At 67.2% G+C, this 19788-nt stretch carries 14 protein-coding genes and 5 pseudogenes; 7 read left to right on the forward strand and 12 right to left on the reverse strand.

Features of this window, described 5'->3' with window-relative positions; all coding sequences use genetic code 11:
- Window positions 1-8 precede the first annotated feature (8 nt).
- Both OL239_RS14040 and OL239_RS14045 read right to left on the reverse strand, forming a co-directional pair.
- Entirely contained in the window at window positions 9-1547 is a 1539-nt protein-coding gene (locus OL239_RS14040; RefSeq protein ID WP_268909440.1) for a molybdopterin-dependent oxidoreductase, read from the reverse strand.
- A gap of 49 nt (window positions 1548-1596) precedes the next feature.
- Window positions 1597-3258 carry a substrate-binding domain-containing protein gene (locus OL239_RS14045; protein WP_268909441.1) on the reverse strand — a complete coding sequence of 554 codons (1662 nt, stop codon included), beginning with the start codon at window positions 3256-3258 and terminating at the stop codon, window positions 1597-1599.
- Window positions 3259-3502: 244 nt separating this feature from the next.
- Between OL239_RS14045 and moaA the strand changes: the two are divergent.
- The 3 genes and pseudogenes from moaA to OL239_RS20260 all read left to right on the forward strand — a co-directional run bounded on the left by moaA (window position 3503) and on the right by OL239_RS20260 (window position 4769).
- Window positions 3503-4488: pseudogene (gene moaA, locus OL239_RS14050) on the forward strand (GTP 3',8-cyclase MoaA).
- Entirely contained in the window at window positions 4489-4653 is a 165-nt protein-coding gene (locus OL239_RS20255; RefSeq protein ID WP_442864151.1) for a MoaD/ThiS family protein, read from the forward strand.
- Window positions 4654-4658: 5 nt separating this feature from the next.
- Window positions 4659-4769 carry a MoaD/ThiS family protein gene (locus tag OL239_RS20260; protein ID WP_442864152.1) on the forward strand — a complete coding sequence of 37 codons (111 nt, stop codon included), beginning with the start codon at window positions 4659-4661 and terminating at the stop codon, window positions 4767-4769.
- Between the two features lie 86 nt (window positions 4770-4855).
- On the opposite strand, the pseudogene OL239_RS14060 reads toward OL239_RS20260, so the two are convergent.
- The 8 genes and pseudogenes from OL239_RS14060 to truB all read right to left on the reverse strand — a co-directional run bounded on the left by OL239_RS14060 (window position 4856) and on the right by truB (window position 12957).
- A pseudogene (locus OL239_RS14060) lies at window positions 4856-6177 on the reverse strand (M16 family metallopeptidase).
- A 74-nt stretch (window positions 6178-6251) separates the two neighbouring features.
- The gene (locus tag OL239_RS14065) at window positions 6252-8468 is read right to left on the reverse strand and encodes a polyribonucleotide nucleotidyltransferase (protein ID WP_268909442.1); all 2217 of its coding nucleotides are present in this window, start codon (window positions 8466-8468) and stop codon (window positions 6252-6254) included.
- Between the two features lie 345 nt (window positions 8469-8813).
- A complete protein-coding gene (gene rpsO / locus OL239_RS14070) occupies window positions 8814-9083 on the reverse strand; it encodes a 30S ribosomal protein S15 (protein WP_268909443.1) in 270 nt (89 codons plus the stop codon).
- A gap of 136 nt (window positions 9084-9219) precedes the next feature.
- Window positions 9220-10208: pseudogene (locus OL239_RS14075) on the reverse strand (bifunctional riboflavin kinase/FAD synthetase).
- A gap of 116 nt (window positions 10209-10324) precedes the next feature.
- Window positions 10325-11056: a DUF4345 domain-containing protein gene (locus tag OL239_RS14080; RefSeq protein ID WP_268909444.1), complete on the reverse strand. Its 732-nt coding sequence runs from the start codon at window positions 11054-11056 to the stop codon at window positions 10325-10327.
- Window positions 11057-11182: 126 nt separating this feature from the next.
- Complete coding sequence (locus tag OL239_RS14085) at window positions 11183-11635, reverse strand: hypothetical protein (RefSeq protein ID WP_268911771.1); 453 nt, start codon at window positions 11633-11635, stop codon at window positions 11183-11185.
- A gap of 2 nt (window positions 11636-11637) precedes the next feature.
- Window positions 11638-11997, reverse strand: coding sequence for a hypothetical protein (locus OL239_RS14090; RefSeq protein ID WP_268911772.1), 360 nt, complete (start codon window positions 11995-11997; stop codon window positions 11638-11640).
- Between the two features lie 15 nt (window positions 11998-12012).
- On the reverse strand, window positions 12013-12957 hold the full coding sequence (gene truB / locus OL239_RS14095; RefSeq protein WP_268909445.1) for a tRNA pseudouridine(55) synthase TruB: 945 nt from the start codon (window positions 12955-12957) through the stop codon (window positions 12013-12015).
- A 137-nt stretch (window positions 12958-13094) separates the two neighbouring features.
- Between truB and OL239_RS14100 the strand changes: the two are divergent.
- The 4 genes and pseudogenes from OL239_RS14100 to OL239_RS14105 form a co-directional block, all read left to right on the forward strand.
- Window positions 13095-13919, forward strand: a pseudogene (locus OL239_RS14100) (pyridoxal phosphate-dependent aminotransferase); the annotation flags it as partial.
- Between the two features lie 61 nt (window positions 13920-13980).
- The gene (locus OL239_RS20265; protein WP_442864308.1) at window positions 13981-14274 is read left to right on the forward strand and encodes an aminotransferase class I/II-fold pyridoxal phosphate-dependent enzyme; all 294 of its coding nucleotides are present in this window, start codon (window positions 13981-13983) and stop codon (window positions 14272-14274) included.
- Between the two features lie 418 nt (window positions 14275-14692).
- A pseudogene (locus OL239_RS20270) lies at window positions 14693-15658 on the forward strand (ScyD/ScyE family protein); the annotation flags it as partial.
- 20 nt (window positions 15659-15678) lie between these two features.
- Entirely contained in the window at window positions 15679-16002 is a 324-nt protein-coding gene (locus tag OL239_RS14105; protein ID WP_268909446.1) for a hypothetical protein, read from the forward strand.
- Between the two features lie 108 nt (window positions 16003-16110).
- On the opposite strand, the gene rbfA is transcribed toward OL239_RS14105, so the two are convergent.
- Window positions 16111-16584, reverse strand: a complete 474-nt coding sequence (gene rbfA / locus OL239_RS14110) for a 30S ribosome-binding factor RbfA (RefSeq protein ID WP_268909447.1) — start codon at window positions 16582-16584, stop codon at window positions 16111-16113.
- 198 nt (window positions 16585-16782) lie between these two features.
- Complete coding sequence (gene infB, locus OL239_RS14115) at window positions 16783-19713, reverse strand: translation initiation factor IF-2 (RefSeq protein ID WP_268909448.1); 2931 nt, start codon at window positions 19711-19713, stop codon at window positions 16783-16785.
- Window positions 19714-19788 lie beyond the last annotated feature (75 nt).

Raw genomic sequence — 19788 nt, forward strand, 5'->3', positions numbered from 1 at the left:
AACCGAGCCTAGCGCGCATTCACCTGAACCGTGTGCAGGCCGGTGGCGCCGTCGGGGACGACGGGCCGCTCCCGCTCGTCCTGCTCTGCTCCCGTCGAGTCGATGGCCCGCACGGTGATCTCGTGATCCCCGGCGCCCAGGTCCAGGACCGCCGACCACTGCACCCAGGTATCCGCCGAGATTCCCGCGGCCAGAACCGCATCCTGCCATCGACCGCCGTCCACCCTTACCTGCACCCCGCGGATACCGGTGTGCTGCGCCCAGGCCATCCCGGCCACGGTGACCGCGCCGGCGTCCACCGAGGCGCGGTTGGAGGGGGTGTCGATGCGGGAGGAAAGCTTGATGGGACCGCGTTCGGTCCAGCCCCGGTCCGTCCAGTAGGCGGTCTCGTCGCTGAAGCGGGTGACTTTGAGTTCGGTGACCCATTTGGTGGCCGAGACGTAGCCGTACAGGCCCGGCACCACCAGCCGCACCGGGAACCCGTGTTCCAGCGGCAGCGGCTCGCCGTTCATGCCGACGGCGAGCAGCGCGTCGCGTGAATCGGTCAGCGCTTCAAGCGGGGTCGATGCCGTCCAGCCGTCCCGGCTGGTGGACAGCACCATGTCGGCTCCCTCCCGGACACCGGCGGCGGCCAGCAGGTCCCGGACCGGCCAGCCCAGCCACTTGGCGTTGCCGATCAGGCTGCCGCCCACCTCGTTGGAGACGCATGCCAGTGTCACGTAGCTTTCCTGCAGGGGCTTGGCCAGCAGTTCGGCGAAGCTGATCCGGATCTCGCGGTCCACCATGCCCGTCACCGTGAGGGTCCACTGCTCCGGGTTGACCAGCGGAACGCTCAGCGCGGTGTCGATCCGGTAGAAATCGGCGGCAGGGGTGAGCACGGGATCCAGTCCGCTGATGCCCAGTTCCGCTCCGGCCGGAACAGCCGGTGCGGGGGTTACCGCGGCGGGCAGGACAATCCCGTCCCGCAGCCCCACTGTGGTGATCTGGCCGCCGCGGGAGGTCCCGGCCAGGGCGCCTGCGGCCACGGCAACACCGGCGCCGCCGCCCACCCCCAGCAGCACATCCCGCCGTCTGGCGCCGACATCGGCCGGGGCCGCGGTGCCCCACCTGCGAATGCGCTCCACAAAGGCCCGCAGCACCGGAAGGCCAACGGCCACCGCCAGCAGCGGCGGCGCCAGGGACAGCATGCTCATCTGCGGGCGGGTGAGCACTGCAACCAGCCCTGCCGCCCCAAACAAGGCGACGACGACGGCGCCTGCGGGAGGGCGGCGCAACTCCAGGATCCCGGCGGCCACGGCGAGGACAGCGATGACGGCAGCCATTGCCACGAGGAACGCGGCCTTGTCAGCGGTGCCGAACAAGCCGATGGCCCAGTCTTTGACGGCGGCGGGCATGGCATCAATGACTACCGATCCCACCGCGCTGACCGGTGACAGCGACGGACTCAGCAGCGCGGCGGAAAGTTCTCCGGCGGCCACGGCCAGTCCAACCGCCACGATTCCCGCCGCGGCTGCCCAGGGCGAAAGGTTCCGGTCCGTGCCGTTCATGATGCTCGTTTCTGTTGGTGCCGCGTGGAGTGGTGCCGGAGCGCCGGATTCAGCGCGGCACCAGCAGCCCGACTCCGAGCCGGGCAAGCGCCAGCAGTACCAGGTACAACGAAATCAGGATCAGGCAGATTCCCAGCGCAATTTCGGGCTGGTTGGAGTTCAGGCTCAATTCGATCTGCAGGGGCAGGGTCCGGGTGCGCCCTTCGATGCTGCCGGCGAAAGTGATGGTGGCGCCGTACTCCCCCAGGGACCGGGCAAAGGCCAGCAGTGCCCCCACGATGATGCCCGGCAGCGCCAGCGGCACCGTGATGTAGCGCAGGATCGCCGTGGGACCGGCACCGGAAGTGGCGGCCGCCATTTCCAGGTCGTGATCCACCGCCCGCAGGCTGCTCAGGGACGCCACCACGAAGAACGGCAGCGATACAAAGACCTGGACGATCAGCACTGCCGCCGGCGAGTACCCCACCCCCAGTCCGGCCGATTCGAGGAACCGGCCGGCGAGCCCCTGCCGGCCCCAGAAATAGAGCAGGGCGATGCCCGAAACAACCGGAGAAAGGACCAGCGGAATCAGCAGGATGCCGCGCAGCACCTGCATCCACGGTCCGGCCAGCTTGCTGAACAGCACGGCCAGGGGAAGCCCCAGGACCACGCAGATCAGCGTCGATCCCACAGAAGTGGTCACCGACAGGAGCAGCGCGGTGCGTGCTTCCGGAGCGGTGAGCAGCTCCCCCAGGGATGAGAAGGGGACATTCAGCAGCAGGGCGGCGACCGGCCCGGCGCAGAACAGCAGCGCCAGCGACGCCGGAACCCAGAGCCAGGCCGGCGTGGTCGCCCGCGCACCGCGTGTCATGCCGAGGCCGCCCACAGCCGCTGACCCGGGCTTCTGCCGACCGGCCGGCCGCCGCCGGTTCCGTCCCGGCCTAGGTTCCCGGTGGCCGGAAGCCTGCCTCCCGGAGGATGCCGGCGGCTTCCCCGCCGGCAAGCCACTCGTAGAATCGGACAGCTGCCTCATGCTCTGCTCCTCCGCGGTCAGGGCCGCGGGGTACTGGTTGGGTTCGGGATCGCTCACTTCAAGATACGTCACCCCTTGCTTCGACGCCGAGAGCGCATCGGTTTGGTACACCAGCCCGGCATCCGCCTGTCCGGTCACCACTTTGGTCAGCACCGACCGCACACTGTCCTCGCGGCTTTCACCCGACAGGTTTACACCGCCGGCTTCAAGGACGCGTTCCGCGGAGCGGCCGCACGGCACCGAGGGCGCGCACGCGGCAACCTGGGCCGCGCCGCCGGATACATCGGCCAGGGAGGTGATGCCGGCCGGGTTCCCCGGTGCCAGCGCCAGGACGGTCGTGTTCCCGGCCACGATCTGCTCCCGGGCAATCAGGCCCTCCGCACGCACCGCGTCCAACGCTTCCAGGTCGGCGGTGATGACGACGTCGGCGCCGGCGCCGGAGAGAAGCTGCCCCGACAGCTGCGCGCTGGAGCCAAGATTGGTGCGCAGGAGGCCGCCGCCGTCGTAGGCTTCATTCATGGCCGCAATCACATCCGTGAGCGAAGCGGCTGCGAATACCGTAACGACGGGGCTTTCCGACGCCGCGGAATTCCCGTCAGCGTCCGGCCCTGAACAGCCGGCAGTGGCAACGAGCAGGACGGTGGACAGGGCGGCGGCGGACAGGGCGGTGACGAGCCGGCGCCGACGGATAGAACGCATTGATAGAGCCTAACCGCGAAAGGGCGTAGCCTCGACCCATGGGAATCCAGCTGGGAATGCCGTCCATCGGCGCGCCGCTCGCCGGCGGCCCGTCCACCCTGCCACAGCCTGATGCCCGGGCGGCGGCCTGCGGGCCGGTGGAGAATCCCGCGGCCGAGCCGGCCGCGGTGGCGGAGCAGCTGCGGCAGCGGGTGTGCGGGCCGCCGACGGCCTGCTGGACCGCTACGGGCGGCGGGCCACCGACATGCGCCTCTCGCTCACCGACAAGTGCAACCTGCGCTGCACCTACTGCATGCCCGCCGAAGGCCTCGACTGGCTGGCGAAGGACAAAGTCCTGACTGCAGCCGAGATTGTCCGGCTGGTGGGGATCGGAGTGGACATGCTTGGCGTCCGCGAGCTGCGGCTGACCGGCGGCGAACCGCTGGTGCGGGCCGATCTGGTGGAGATTATTGCCGGCATCCGGGCCAACCATCCGGACCTTCCGATTTCGCTGACCACCAACGCGCTGGGCTTGGACAAAAAGGCTCAGGCCCTCAAAGACGCAGGCCTTACCCGGATCAATGTTTCCCTGGACTCCCTGCATCCCGACACCTTCGCCCAGCTGACCCGGCGTCCGTTCCTGGCCCGAGTGCTCGCCGGGATCGAGGAAGCAGCACGGGTGGGGCTGGGCCTGGTCAAGATCAACGCGGTCCTGATGCGCGGGATCAACGACGTCGAATCCCCCGATCTGCTGGAATGGGCCGTCAGCCGCGGCTTTGAGCTGCGCTTCATCGAGCAGATGCCGCTGGACGCCGATCACGGCTGGACCCGCGACGGCATGATCACCGCTGCGGAAATCCGCAGCAGGTTGGAGCGCGACTTCATCCTGACCCCGGATCCGCGGCAGCGCGACGGCGCCCCGCCGAACGTTGGGAGGTCCGGCGCCGGTCCGATCCGGACGTCGTGGCGGGGACCGTGGGCGTCATCGCGTCGGTCACCGAACCCTTCTGCACCGACTGCCGCCGGACACGAATCACCGCTGAGGGAAGGGTGCGCAGCTGCCTTTTCTCGCACGAGGAAACCGATTTGCTGGAGTTGCTGCGCTCGCCCGGGGTCGGCGACGCAGAGGTGGCGGCCCGCTGGCAGGACGCCATGTGGGGCAAGCCCAAGGCCCACGGGATGGACCACACCGGTCTCGGCGACGCTGACTACGTGCAGCCGGACCGGACCATGAGCGCGATAGGCGGCTAGATGTTAGTTCGATATTTTGGTGCCGCAAAGGCTGCGGCGGGGCTGGAAGAAGAAACGCTGCCTGCCGCCGGTTTCAGCGGCACATCCGGCGGCGCCACGCTGCAGGACCTGTTGGAGTTCCTGGGTGCCCGCCATGTAACGGCGCCGGACGGCACTCCCCGCTAAAGAGCGTGATCTCCCGCAGCACCTTCCTGGTCAACGGTTTCGCCGCCCGTGACCGGTCAGCGGTGCTGTCCGGCGGGGACACTGTGGACATCCTGCCGCCCTTCGCCGGCGGCTGAGCGGGCACCCTTTTCCAAACCGCACAGCACAACAGCAGGAGCACGTCCCCTCGCCGGGACGTGCTCCTGCTGTTTGAAGCGAAAGGCTAGAAGCCCAGCTCTTCTTTCGAGCTGAACGGTCCCACCACAGTGATGGTGCGGGCGCCGCGGCCAGTTCGGCGGCCAGCGCCTGGACTTCCTCTGCCGTAACGGCGCTGATCCGGGCCAGCGACTCGTCGATGTCGATGAACTCGCCGCTGACCAGCTCGGCGCGGCCCAGGCGCGACATGCGTGAACTGGAATCCTCCAGCGCCATGACCATGCCGCCGGCAATCTGCCCGCGGGCCTTTTTCAGTTCAGCTTCATCCACGCCGTCAGCCGCCAGCCGTTCCAGCTCCGAACCCATCAGGTCGATGACCTGCCGGGTCTTCGCCGGAGAACAGCCGGCGTACATCCCGAAGTAGCCGGCGTCGGCGTAGGACGCGGAGAAGGAATAGGTGGAGTACACCAGCCCGCGCTTTTCCCGGATTTCCTGGAACAGGCGCGAGGACATGCCGCCGCCCAGGATCGTGTTCAGGACGCTCATCGCGAAGCGGCGGTCATCGGTGGCCGTCAGCGACGGGCAGCCCATGACCACGTTGGCCTGTTCCACCGGCCGGTTGATGACCTGCACTCCGGCAGTGCCGGTGATGACGGCGGGTTCGGTGTTCCGGCGCGGAGCGGGCGTCGCATCTTCGGAAAGATCCCAGCCGGCCTTCTTCAGGGCGTCGAGCACCAGGGCGCACACGTCGTCGTGCTCCAGGCCGCCGGCCGCGGTAACGACCAGCTCGGTGGGCCGGTAGTAACGGCGGTAGTGTTCCAGCACGGCTTCGCGCGGAACGCTCTTGATGGCTTCGGGGGTGCCGCCGATCGGACGCCCCAGGGCGTGGCCGCCCAGGACGGCTTCGGCGAACTTTTCGTGGCAGAGGTCGGCGGGATCGTCGGCGTCCATGGCAATTTCTTCCAGGATGACGTCGCGTTCCTGCTCCAGTTCCTCCGGGTCCAGGACCGCGGAGGTGACCATGTCCGTAATCACGTCAATGGCCATCGGCAGGTCGGTGTCCAGCACCCGGGCGTAATAGCAGGTGCTTTCCTTCGCCGTCGCGGCATTGGATTCTCCGCCAACCTCGTCAAAGGCCAGCGCAATGTCCAGCGCGGTTCGGCGGGTGGTGCCCTTGAACAGCAGGTGCTCCAGGAAGTGGGTGGAGCCGTGCCGGCCCGCGGCTTCATCCCGCGAGCCGACACCAACCCAAAAGCCGATGGTCGCGCTCCGCTGGCCGGGCATGGCCTCGGTCAGCACACGCACCCCGCCCGGAAGGACGGAACGGTGCACAACGGCGCCTCCCGGAGTTCCCGACACAAGGGACGGGTCGCCGGGAAGGGTGGTCAGCGGAAGGCGGACAACCGTCCCGGATGCCGGAGCATGTCCGGCACCGGGACGGTTTCCTCAGCAGTATGTGACATTTACTCTGCGGACTCTGTTTCTGCCGCTTCTTCGCCTTCAGCGACAACCGGAGAGAGGGAGAGCTTGCCGCGGTCATCGATCTTGGTGATTTCCACCTGGATCTTCTGGCCCACGGAGACAACCTCGTCGACGTTGTCCACGCGCTTGCCGCCGGCGAGCTTGCGCAGCTCGGAGATGTGCAGCAGGCCGTCCTTGCCCGGGGTCAGGGAGACGAAGGCACCGAACGTGGTGGTCTTCACGACCGTGCCGAGGTAACGCTCGCCGAGCTCGGGGACCTGCGGGTTGGCGATCGCGTTGACCGCCGCACGGGCAGCCTCGGCGGAGGTGCCGTCGGTTGCGCCGATGAGGACCGTGCCGTCATCTTCAATGGAGATGTCAGCGCCGGTGTCCTCCTGGATCTGGTTGATCATCTTGCCCTTCGGGCCGATGACCTCGCCGATCTTGTCCACGGGGATCTTCACCGAGATGATGCGCGGCGCGTACTCGGAGAGCTCGTCCGGCGTGTCGATCGCAGCGTCCATGACACCGAGGATGTGCAGGCGTGCTTCGCGGGCCTGCTTCAGGGCTGCTGCCAGCACCGAGGCGGGGATGCCGTCGAGCTTCGTGTCCAGCTGGATGGCCGTAACGAACTCGGAGGTGCCGGCTACCTTGAAGTCCATGTCGCCGAAGGCATCTTCGGCACCGAGGATATCGGTCAGGGCGGCGTAGCGGGTTTCGCCGTCAACCTGGTCGGAGACCAGGCCCATGGCGATGCCTGCAACCGGAGCGCGCAGCGGAACACCGGCGTTGAGCATGGACAGCGTCGAGGCGCAGACCGAACCCATGGAGGTGGAACCGTTGGAGCTCAGGGCTTCGGAGACCTGGCGGATGGCGTACGGGAATTCCTCACGCGTCGGCAGCACCGGCATGAGCGCGCGCTCTGCCAGGGCGCCGTGGCCGATTTCGCGGCGCTTGGGCGAACCCACGCGGCCGGTTTCACCGGTGGAGTACGGCGGGAAGTTGTAGTTGTGCATGTAGCGCTTGCGCGTCACCGGCGACAGCGAGTCGATCTGCTGTTCCATCTTCAGCATGTTCAGCGTGGTGACGCCCAGGATCTGGGTTTCGCCGCGCTCGAAAATGGCCGAACCGTGCACGCGGGGCAGAACCTCTACCTCGGCGGTGAGCTGGCGGATGTCCGTCAGGCCACGGCCGTCGATGCGGACCTGGTCCTTCAGGATGCGCTGGCGCACAACCTGCTTGGTGACGGAGCGGAACGCTGCGGAGAGTTCCTTCTCGCGGCCTTCGAACTGCCCGGCGAGAGAAGCAACAACTTCGTCCTTGAGCTCGTCGGCGGCGATGTCGCGCTCCTGCTTGTCAGCAATGGAGAAGACCTGAGCCAGCTTGTCAGCGGCTGCGGCTTCCACGGCTTCGAAGACGTCGTCCTGGTAGTCCAGGAAGATCGGGAACTCGACGGTCGGCTTGGCGGCGCGGGCTGCCAGGTCGGCCTGTGCCTCGCACAGGGCCTTGATGAACGGCTTCGAGGCTTCGAGGCCTTCAGCAACAACCTCTTCGGTCGGGGCGGTGGCGCCCTCTTCCTTGATGAGGTTCCAGGCGGCGTCGGTGGCTTCAGCTTCCACCATCATGACGGCGACGTCGTCACCGGCGATGCGGCCGGCAACCACCATGGAGAAGACTGCGCGCTCCAGTTCGGAGTGCTTCGGGAAGGCAACCCACTGGTTATCGATCAGGGCAACGCGGACGCCGCCGATCGGACCGGAGAACGGCAGGCCGCTCAGCTGGGTGGACATGGAGGACGCGTTGATCGCAACGACGTCATACAGCACGTCGGGGTTGATCGCCAGGACGGTGACCACGATCTGGACCTCGTTGCGCAGGCCCTTAACGAAGGCGGGGCGCAGCGGGCGGTCCATCAGGCGGCAGGCCAGGATGGCTTCGGTGGACGGGCGGCCTTCACGGCGGAAGAACGAGCCCGGGATGCGTCCGGCGGCGTACATGCGCTCTTCGACGTCCACGGTCAGCGGGAAGAAGTCGAAGCCCTCACGCGGGGACTTGCCGGCGGACGTCGCCGACAGCAGGACGGTGTCATCGTCGATGTAAACAGTGGCTGCGCCTGCAGCCTGCTGGGCCAGACGGCCGGTTTCAAAGCGGATGACGCGCTGGCCGTATTTGCCGTTGTCAATGACTGCTTCTGCGAACTGAATTTCGGGACCCTCCATAGAGAGTCACCTCCGTTTCTTCGTTGGCGGAGGCATCCAGCATCGTCCCAATAAACGCGTACACCGCTGTGGAGCGGTTCGGTTCAACACCCGGTCTTCGATCGAGGTCCACGGGCGGAAACTCCCGGAGACCACTACCGAGGACCGCGAATGCTGCGATGCTGGCTGACTCCTGTTGATGTGTGCTGGTACTGCCGGTGCTGCTGGGTTACTGCATTGGTGCCGTTACTGCGGTAATGCTTGGATCATTCGAGGGCGGGTGCGCTTCCGGTCTGCGCCGGTGTCCATGCCTGCCTGAAAAAGGGCGGCTCCCGCGAAGAACGCAGGGGCCGCCCTCTCCAAAGACTACTTGCGCAGGCCGAGGCGCTCGATGAGCGCACGGTAGCGGGTGATGTCCGTATCTTTCAGGTACGAAAGCATACGACGACGGCGACCAACCATGGCCATCAGGCCGCGGCGGGTGTGGTGGTCGTGCTTGTGCGTCTTCAGGTGTTCAGTCAGGTCAAGGATGCGGCGCGACAGCACAGCAACCTGAACCTCGGGCGAACCGGTGTCGCCTTCGGCCCGGGCGTATTCCTTGATGATGTCCTGCTTGACTACGGGATCAAGTGCCAATGTAACTCTCCTAGAGTTGTGCCGTGAGGCCCGAGTCAGCACTGCGCTGCCGGGGATCTTGGCGCCGTCCAGGGAAAATCCTGAAGGACACAAAGAAATTCAGCCGCCACGGACCGCAGCCGAATTTGATTCCAGTTTACCTGTCCCCGTTGCTATCTGTCGAAAGCACGTCCCTGCTGCGTGCCACGTCAAGGCGCATCTGCTCAATCAGGGCTTCGGGGCCGGTGTAGGCCACCATGCCGCGCAGCCGCTCCACGAACTCCACCACCACGTGCTGCCCGTAGAGATCGAAGTCGCTGACCAGTTCGTGCGGGCGGTCGATGACGTGCGCCTCCACCTGGCGGCGAACGCCGTCGAACGTCGGATTCGACCCCACCGAGACGGCCGCGGGCCAGCGGGTCCCCGCTTCGTCAACGAGCCAGCCGGCGTAGATTCCGTCGGCCGGAATCAGCCCGCTCGCCTCCGGCGCCAGGTTGGCGGTGGGAAATCCCAGCTCGCGTCCGCGGGCGGCGCCGTGCACCACTTCGCCGCGCATGCGGTGGGTACGTCCCAGCAGGCGGGCGGCGGTGCGCACGTCGCCGCTGCGCAGTGCCTCCCGGATCCAGGTCGAGGAGCAGCGCCGCCCCCGGATTCGGCCGGTCCGTCCGGCAGGGCACCGAAGTCCTCCACCGCCAGCACCTCGAAGCCCAGTTTCTCGCCAAGCCCGCGCATGGTCTCCAGGTCACCGGCGTTGCCGCGGCCAAAGCGCACGTCGTGGCCGATGACGACGGCGCACACCCGCAGCCCCTCCACGAAGACCCGGCGGACAAACTCCTCAGCGGTCAGGGACGCCAGCTGGAGGTCGTAGTGCATCATCAGCAGACCGTCCAGGCCGGTGGCCGCCAGGGCTTCGCGGCGGTCGAGCGGTCCCATGATCTGCTCGGGGGCCGCCTCGGGGCGGTGCACCTGGGCCGGATGCGGATCGAAGGAGATGGCCACCGCAGCGGCGTCCTTTTCCCGGGCCACCTTTACCAGGCGGTCCAGCACATGCTGGTGCCCCAGGTGGACGCCGTCGAAATTGCCGATCGTGACTACTGTCGGACCAATGCCGGCAGGAACCTCCGCCAGGTCATTCCAGTAGTACACAAAGGCTCCTTAGGGCAGGCGGGTCGGCTGCGGCGGTGCCGCGGCTGGTGGGCCGGAACAGCGCGGAGCTGAAACCGGACCTAACCATTATTGCCGAAAATACTGCCGGAAATGACTCAGCCCTGTGTTCCGCCCGCAGCGGCACCGTCGCTGCGGCCTGCGGATCCCTCGCTGAATTCGCGCTTCAGCTCGCTGGTCTTGGCAATGAAGCGGTGCCACACCAGCAGGGCGGGAGGGAAGGCCAGCTCCACGATCATCAGGATAATCATCGTGTAGTGCGGCGTTCCGCTGAAGGCCCAGGACAACACGCGGCCGATGCCGCCCAGGAAGACCATGAGGCACACCAACCACAGCATGTTGGCCCACTGGAACTTCACCGCAATGGCGATGAAGGCCGCCCCTACGCCCACCATCATGGCCGAGAAGAACCGGAACTGGGACTCGAGGGACGGATTGACTTCGCCGCCGCCGGTATCCGAAACTCCGGCGGTGCCGGTGACGAGGTAATAGACGCCGACGGCGGCGATGAGGATACCCACGGCGATGACGACGGCGCGGAAAACTCCCCAGTCGTCGCTGCTTTTGTAGGGCTTTGCCCTGGACTTGTCCGGCTGCTTCCCGCCCTGCCCGCCATCCGTCCCGGATCCTTTGCCGGTCCGTGGAATGTGCAGCTTCTCGGTCGGACGGACTCCCTGGCCGGTCGAGGGAACGGCCGGTTTGCGGCCGGATGTCCCCGCCGATGCGCTGGAGGGCTGGGCTGCCGGCGGCTGGGCGGGCTGCCCTGCCGGCGGCTGTGCTGGCTCGGTTCCGCCGCGGCGGTCACTGGGTGTTGCTGCCGGGTTGCTCATTGTTCCCCCTGAAGGAGTGGAAAACCTGCCGATGTGATGCATTCTCCTGCCATCGTCTCACGCAGCACAACGCCGGCGTGCGCATCGGCGGCGGCGGTTTGAACCGCCGGCGCCCGGGACGGTGCTTCAGTTGCGCCGGGCGCCGCTCCGGTGGCGGTACAGCCACCAGAGGCCCAGGATGGGCAGCAGCAGCGGCACATAGCCGTAGCCGGCCCCAAAACCGGACCACACCGTGTCGTCGGGAAGGGCACCGGGGTTGACCAGCCCAAAGAGGCCGACGGCCAGCACACCCAGCATTTCAATGCTCACCGCAGTGAGCGAAACCTTGTATGCCCCCCGCCCGGGCCGGGCCAGCCCCACGGTCGCCACGATATAGACGACGGCGGCAAACGCCGAGAGCAGGTACGCCACCGGAGCCTCTTCAAATTTCGTGGCGATTTGAAACACTGCGCGCGCGGTCGAGGACAGCGCAAACACCGCGTAGACCGCCACCAGCAGCCTGCCGGGTCCGGCATTGCGGCCGGCGGGTTCGGATGCAGCCGGTTCGCTGGAGGAACTGCTGCGCTCCGGGTTGTTCATTTTCATGCGAGGGGTACTCCGTCCCAGATTTGTTCCATCCGGAACAACATGACAAACACCGTGATGCCGACGGCACCAAGGACAAAATTGCTCCAGCGGCTGCGGTCCATCAGCGACCACCAAATGGCGCCGACCGGGATCAACATGGCGGTGAAGAGGTAGCCCCAGAACTCCCACGCCTCGCCGGCGATCCCTTCCCCGCCGACCTGGCGGATGACGCCGAACACGCCGTAGACCACAAGGAACAACTCGACGGCGGCAACGGAGAGGATGGTGAGGTCGTTCGGCCCGTGCTCAAGGATGGCCGCCCCGAAGCAAAGCACGACGGACACCAGGCACACCATGGCGCCCGCGATGAACATCGGATCGACTACCACCTATGCCCCGTTTCCCGGTGCGAAGACCAGCAGTGCCTTGGCATAGGCGGCCGGGAACTCCGCGCCGGCGGGGCCGCGGTTTTCGAGCAGGGCCACCAGCGTTCCGCCGGGGGCGAAGGCAGCCACCGGTGCGCCGGAGTCGGCTTCCGGCACATCCGTGGCCGACGGCGGCACCCGGCGGCCGTGGGAGAGGTCCGCTGCTTCCGCGGCAGTGAGCTCACGGACCGGGAAGAGGGCCCGGGCGGCGTCGTCGAGGTCCAGGACCGAGAGGTTTTCGGCCAGCTGCTCCAGGGTTGCGGCCTGTCCGATGCCGTACGGGCCCACGCAGGTGCGCCGCAGTGCGGTCAGGTGCCCGCCCACCCCGAGGGCTGCGCCCAGGTCGCGGGCGAGGGCACGGATGTAGGTCCCGGAGGAGCATTCAACCGTCACGTCGACGTCGCGCAGCTTACCGCCGTTTTCCCGGCGGATGGCGTGGACCTCGAAGCGGGACACCGTGACGGGACGGGCGGGAAGGTTGACCTCTCCCCCGGCCCGAACACGGGCATAGGAGCGCTCGCCGTTGACCTTGATCGCACTGACGCTGCTGGGGACCTGGGAGATGTTCCCGGTCAGCTCGGCGACCGCGGCCATGATTTCCTCATCCGTGACGGCGGCGGCGATGGTCTCGGCGGTAATCTCGCCTTCGGCGTCGTCGGTAACGGTGGACTGGCCGAGCCGGATCGTGGCTTCGTAGGTCTTGGAAGTACCCACAATGTAGGTCAGGAGCCGGGTTGCCTTGTTGATGCCGACCACCAGCACTCCCGTAGCCATGGGGTCCAGCGTCCCCGCATGTCCCACTTTCCTGGTTCCCGCTAGTTTCCGCAGGCGGCCAACCACATCGTGGCTGGTCCATCCCTGCGGCTTGTCAACAATAATCAGCCCTGAACGGACCTGCCCGGAATTCACGCCTTCCAGTATATGCGTCGGCGGGCCGCCGTTCCTGCCGCCGGCTGCCGGTTGCGCCGCCGGGCTGTTACGCCAGCTCTGCTACACCGGGCCGGCGGCGTTCGCTGCTCCTGCCGGGACAGGGATAGCATGCGGGTATGCCTGAGCTCTCGCCCCACGTCCGGAACGCTGCTGCCAACCAGATCCGCGAAATTACCCAGGCGGCATGGGCGCAGCCGGACTCAATCGTACTCAGCATCGGTGAACCGGGTTTTCCCACCCCGCCGCACATCCTGGAGGCGGCGCAGGCCACCCTGGAGCGCGACGAGACCGGTTACACGCCCAACGCGGGCATCACCCCGCTGCGTGCCGCCTTCGCCGAGCGCGTGGGCCGGCACCACGGCATCAACGTGTCCCCCGGCCGCGCCTTCGTGACCGCCGGTGCCCAGCAGGGCCTGCACCTGGCGATGAGTATGCTCCTGGATGCCGGGGACGAAATCCTGATTCCGAACCCGGGCTACCCGACCTTCGCGATGACCGCCCGTCTCCTCCACGCCGAGCCGGTGGAGTACCCGTTGTACCCCGAGCATGATTTCCAGCCCCGCATCGCCGACATTGAAGCTCTGATTACCGACCGGACCCGGGTCCTGCTCCTGAATTCGCCCTCCAACCCCCTGGGCGCGGTCTTCAGTGCCGGTCTGGTGCGGGAACTGGTGGAGCTGGCGCGCCGACGGGACCTGTGGATCATTTCCGATGAATGCTATGAAGCCTTCACCTATGACGTCCCGCATGTGAGTCCGCTGGCCTACGACGGTGATTCCGGGGCGGGGTCCGGAGCCGGCGCCCGGGCGGACGGCGGCGAACGGGTGATTGTCTCGGTCACGCTCTCCAAGACCTACGGCCTGACCGGGCTGCGGATCGGCGCCCTGATCACGCCGTCGGGCCTGGAGACGCAGATGAGCACCGTCATGGAGTCGATTGTCTCCTGCGTGGCATCGCCGTCGCAGTACGCGGCATTGGCTGCGCTGACCGGGCCGCAGGACTATGTCAGCGCAGCGGCAGCCCATTATCGCGCGAACCGCGACGCGGCGTCGGCTGTGCTGGACGCCAAGGAATCCCCTATCTCAAGGCACAGGGGCTTTTTATCTCTGGGCCGACCTGTCCCACGCTTCGCAGGGCAACGTGCGGGCCTGGGCGCAGCGATTCCTTGCGGACCAGGGCGTGGCAGTTGCACCGGGCACGGCCTTTGGCTCGATCGGCGAGGGCTGGATCCGCATCGCCCTGTGCGGCGGCCGCGATGAGCTGGTCACCGGGCTGGGGCGCCTGCCGGCCCGGTGATAGTCGCCGTCCGGGGCGCCGTTGTCGACGTCGTGCCCCTCCCGACCGCCGAGTGTCGACGTCGTGCCTCCCCCTTCGCCGAGTGTCGACGTCGTGCCTTTCCCACCGCCGAGTGTCGGGACGATGCCGTTTCCCGCGCCCCGAAACGGCATCAACGCGTCACTCGGCGGACATATCCGCATTAGCCCGACACTCGAAGACGTGCGGGCCGGAAGCGGAAGCCGAAACGGTGTTCAAGCGTTGTTACGGACTGGATACTCGTCTCTGATTTGCTTTATCGAATCAGGGCAATCCGGTGTTTACGGAGGTTTTGGCTGCATTTAGGCTGTGACTGCCTCGGCCGGGGGCGTGGCTGGGAACCGCGGAGGCCTCGAGGAAGTCTCGCATTGCACCCGACCAATGCTGAGGAGAATGCACCGTGAAAAAATCATCACCCGCACTTGCCGTCCTGGCCGCTGCTGCGGCTTTGGGACTCGCTGCCTCACCGGCTTCCGCCGGCGGATGGCATCCCGAGCCGCCGGGCCCTGACCCGGATCCACCCGCGGCCGGAGAAGTCACCACCGTAGCCGGCGGCTTGCTGACGCCGCTGAGTTTCGCCGTCGGGCGGGGTCCGACCTTTGATGCAGCCCAGGATTTTGCCGGACTGCTCACCCGGACCGGTCCGGACGGAACAACCGAGGTCCTCGACACCGCAGAGCCCGGCTACGCTCCGGGAGCCGTCTCCCGCTCCCGCGGGACCACCTACTACACCATGACCACCGGGGCCATGACCCACGATCCGGCGCTGAATACGTCACTGCTCAAGGCGATAGCCCGGGACGGAACCATCGAGACCATCACGGACATTGCGGCCTACGAATACACCGAAAACCCGGACAGCGTGAACACCTACGGCTTCGAGGATCTCGATCCCGCCTGCGCCGCCCAGCTCCCTCCGGAAATGCCAGCCAGTTACACCGGTCTGCCGGATTCCAATCCGTATTCAACGCTCCCCGCCGGCCGCGGCCGTGTCCTGGTGGCGGACGCAGGAATGAACGCCATAGTGGAGGTGGACCTGTCGGACGGCAGCGTCTCCACCGTGGCAGTCCTTCCGCCGGTCCCGGCCACAGTTACCGCCGCGGCAGCCGCGGCGGTTTCATTTCCGGCCTGCACCGTGGGCGCGACCTACAATCTGGAACCGGTTCCCACCGACGTCGAATGGGGACCCGACGGAGATCTGTACGTGACGTCCCTGCCCGGCGGTCCGCCCGAGGCGGCTCTGGCGCCAGGATCCGTGTACCGGGTGAGCCCCGGGGACGGCAGCTCGGAACTGCTGGCCACCGGCTTTGCCGCCGCCACGGGGCTGGCCGTCAGCGGGAATGGGGACATTTTCGTGGCCGAGCTTTTGGCAACCGGATTTCGGTGGTGCCCGCGGGGTCCGATACGCCGGAGCTGTTCTACGAAGTCAACCAGCCCGCCGCCGTCGAACTGCGAGGTGACGTTCTTTACGCTTCGGTGGATGCCCTGCCTCCCGGGGGCCTGCCCGAGGAACCGGCTCCGGGACAGCCGCCGGTGGCCCCTCCGGTGGAACCGCCGGTGGAACCGCCGGTGGAACCGGGTCCTCCCGCCGGCCGGATCATCAGCATTGAACTGGATGACGGGGACGACCACTGCTACGGCGGCCACGGCGGTGCAGGCCACTTTCACGGCATTCATGGGAACGGCAGCACTCACGGGGACGGAAAATAGCAGCACCGCCCCAGACAACAAAAAGGGAGGGGGACGGTTCCTTTCGGAACCGTCCCCCTCCCCTTGCCTGCTGAGACCGTTTCTCATGAAAGAAGCGGCACCGCCGGCTTACTTGGCGTCGGAACCGGCCGGAGTCTCCTCATCGGCGTCGTCCTCGTCGAAGTCCTCGTCCCTGCGGTACGGATCGGCGTCACCGGCGTACGTGGCGCCTTTCTTGAGGGCTTCAAGCTCGGCGTCGCGCGCCTTCGCGGCGCGGATGAGCTCTTCCAGGTGGCTGGCGTTGACCGGAATTTCGTCGGGAACGAATTCCAGTGTGGGCGTCAGCCGCACGGTGATGTTCTTGCCGACCTCGGCGCGCAGGATTCCGCGGGCGGATTCCAGGGCGGCCTTGGTGTCTGCCTGCTGGGCCTCGTCGCCGAAGACCGTGTAGTACAGGGTTGCGTGCTGCAGGTCGTTGGTGACGCGGGCGTCGGTGAGGGTCACAAACCCCAGCCGGGGATCCTTGATCCGCCGTTCCAGCGCCTGGGCAACTACAACCTTGATTCGGTCAGCGAGCTTTGCAGCGCGTGCTGGATCTGCCATTACCTCTCCTTAACTAAGATTTTTGGGATCGTACAACGGCGACGGCGCCGGCCGGCAATTCGTGTACGTCATATGTCGTGCGCGGCCGCCTCCGGGCAAAGCCGGGGGCCTGGCCGACCTCGGCGGGGGCCGGCACCATGGTGCCGGCCGGCCGCCGGGGCGGGGCCGCCGGAATACCGGCAGCCCCGCGGGGTACTGCTAGACGCGCGGCTTCTCCCGCATTTCGAAGGTTTCGATGATGTCGCCTTCCTTGACGTCGTTGAACGAGCCCAGGCCGATACCGCACTCGAAGTCCGTGCGGACCTCGGTGGCGTCGTCCTTGAACCGCTTGAGGGAGTCAACGGTGAGGTTCTCGCCGATGACCTTTCCATCGCGGGTGACCCGTGCCTTGGCGTTGCGGCGGATAATACCGGAGCGGACGATCGAGCCGGCAATGTTTCCGAACTTGGAGGAACGGAAGACTTCGCGGACCTCGGCGGTGCCGAGCTGGACCTCTTCGTACTCCGGCTTGAGCATGCCCTTGAGCGCAAGCTCAATGTCATCGATTGCTGCGTAGATGACGGAGTAGAAGCGCATGTCCACGCCTTCGCGCTCTGCCAGGTCGGCAACGCGCTCGGCCGGCTTGACGTTGAAGCCAATGATGACGGCGTTGTCCACCGTCGCCAGGTTGACGTCGTTCTGCGTGATGGCACCCACGCCGCGGTGGATGACGCGCAGCTGCACGCCTTCGCCGACGTCGATCTTGAGCAGCGAGTCTTCCAGGGCTTCCACGGCACCGGAAACGTCACCCTTGAGGATGAGGTTAAGGGTGTCAACCTTGCCGTCAGCAACGGCCTGGTCGAAGTCCTCAAGGCTGATGCGCTTGCGGCGCTTGGCCAGGGCCGCGTTGCGGTCAGCTGCTTCACGCTTCTCGGCGATCTGGCGGGCCGTACGCTCGTCGTCGGTCACGAAGAACGTATCGCCGGCGCGGGGAACGTTGGACAGACCCAGCACCTGGACCGGACGGGAAGGTCCGGCCTCGGCGACGGTCTCGCCGTTCTCGTTGAACATGGCGCGGACACGGCCGTGGGCTGTTCCGGCAACGATCGTGTCGCCAACCTTCAGCGTTCCGGACTGGACCAGGACGGTGGCAACTGCACCGCGGCCCTTGTCCAGGTTTGCTTCGATCGCAATACCGCGGGCGTCCTTGTTCGGGTTGGCGCGCATGTCCAGGGCAGCGTCCGCGGTGAGCAGCACGGCCTCGAGCAGGGCGTCGATGTTGAGGTTCTGGCGGGCAGAGACCTCCACGAACATGGTGTCGCCACCGTATTCCTCGGGAACCAGTCCGTATTCGGTCAGCTGGCCGCGGACCTTCTCCGGGTTGGCGCCTTCCTTGTCGATCTTGTTCACTGCGACCACGATCGGCACATCCGCTGCCTGGGCGTGGTTCAGCGCTTCAATCGTCTGCGGCATGACGCCGTCGTCGGCTGCGACAACCAGGACGGCGATGTCGGTCACCTTGGCACCGCGTGCACGCATGGCGGTGAACGCCTCGTGGCCCGGGGTGTCAATGAAGGTGATCGGACGGGTGGCGCCCTCGTGGTCGAACTGGATCTGGTAGGCACCGATGTGCTGGGTAATGCCGCCGGCTTCGCCTTCAACCACCTTGGTGTTCCGGATGGCATCCAGCAGGCGGGTCTTACCGTGGTCAACGTGACCCATGATCGTGACTACCGGAGGACGCGCCTCCAGCTGGTCGTCGCCTTCCGCTTCCAGTTCGGCATCGAAGTCGATGTCGAACGTGCTCAGCAGTTCGCGCTCTTCGTCTTCCGGCGAGACAACCTGGATCTTGTAACCCAGTTCCGAACCGAGCACGCCGAACGTTTCTTCGTCCAGGGACTGCGTGGCCGTTGCCATTTCACCGAGGTGGAACAGTACGGTCACCAGTGCTGCCGGGTTTGCCTCAATCTTGTCGGCGAAGTCCGTGATGGACGCGCCGCGGCGCAGACGGACAACAGTGTTGCCGTCGCCGCGGGGCACCGAAACGCCGCCCAGCGACGGAGCTGACATCTGCTCCAGTTCCTGCCGCTTTGCCCGCTTCGACTTGCGCTGCTTGCCGCGTCCTGCGCCGCCCTTGCCGAAAGCACCGGCAGTGCCGCCGCGTCCGCGGCCGCCCTTGCCGAAGCCGCCGCCAACGGGAGCGCCGCCGCCTGCACCGGGAGCTCCGCCCGGAGCACCGCCCGGACCCCTGCGGGGTCCGCCGCCGGCGCCGCCGCGTGCCGGGGCTACCGGACGCTCGGTGCGGTTGGGCATCATGCCCGGAGTCGGGCGGGGGCCGCCGGGACCGGCGGGACGTGCCGATGCCGGACGCGGAGCGCCCGGACGGGGTGCACCCGGACGCGGAGCGCCCGGACGCGGGCCGCCGGAACCGGCTGCCGGGCGGGGACCGCCGGCGCCCGCTGCTGCGGGACGCTCGGTGTTCTCGTCACGGCGGCCCGGGCGGGGCATGCCCTGGGACGGAGCGAACGGGTTGTTGCCCGGACGCGGTGCGCCGGTCCCACGGTCGTTCTCGCCGCGGCCACGGGGGCGCGGCATGCCCTGGGACGGAGCAAACGGGTTGTTGCCCGGCCGTGCCGCCGGACGCGGAGCGCCCGGACGCGGGGCGTTGCTGCGGCTGCCGCTCTCGGCGGAGGCAGCAGGCTTTTCAGCCGGCTTTTCAGCCTCCGGAGCCTTGGGGCCCGGACGTGCGCCGGGCTTGACGCCCGGCGACGGCGCAGCTGCCGGCTTTTCGGTGGCCGGCGCGGCCGGCGCCTCAGCAGCGGGCGCCGGTGCAGCCGGGGCAGCCGGAGTCTCAGCAGCAGGCGCAGCAGGTGCCGGCGCTGCCGGAGCAGGTGCGGCGGGTGCTGCCGGTGCCGGAGCGGCCGGTGCAGCAGCCGGGCGGGGGCCCGGCGTGCCAGCAGACGCGGCGGGCTTGGAATCGGACTTGGCTTCGGAAGCCGGGAAGGCGCCCCGAAGCTTCTTGACTACGGGTGCCTCAATGGTTGAGGAAGCGGAACGGACGAATTCGCCCAGTTCCTGCAGTTTTGCAACTGCGTCCTTCGAAGTGATGCCGAGCTCTTTGGCGAGCTCGTGTACGCGGACCTTGGCCACATTTCTCCTGTCTCGGTCCGCACCGAGCCAGGTACGAACCGTCTATTTCCTGCGGGCTTCCACTGCAGTCACAGC

Source organism: Arthrobacter sp. ATA002 (assembly GCF_026898095.1).
Classification (GTDB): domain Bacteria; phylum Actinomycetota; class Actinomycetes; order Actinomycetales; family Micrococcaceae; genus Arthrobacter_B.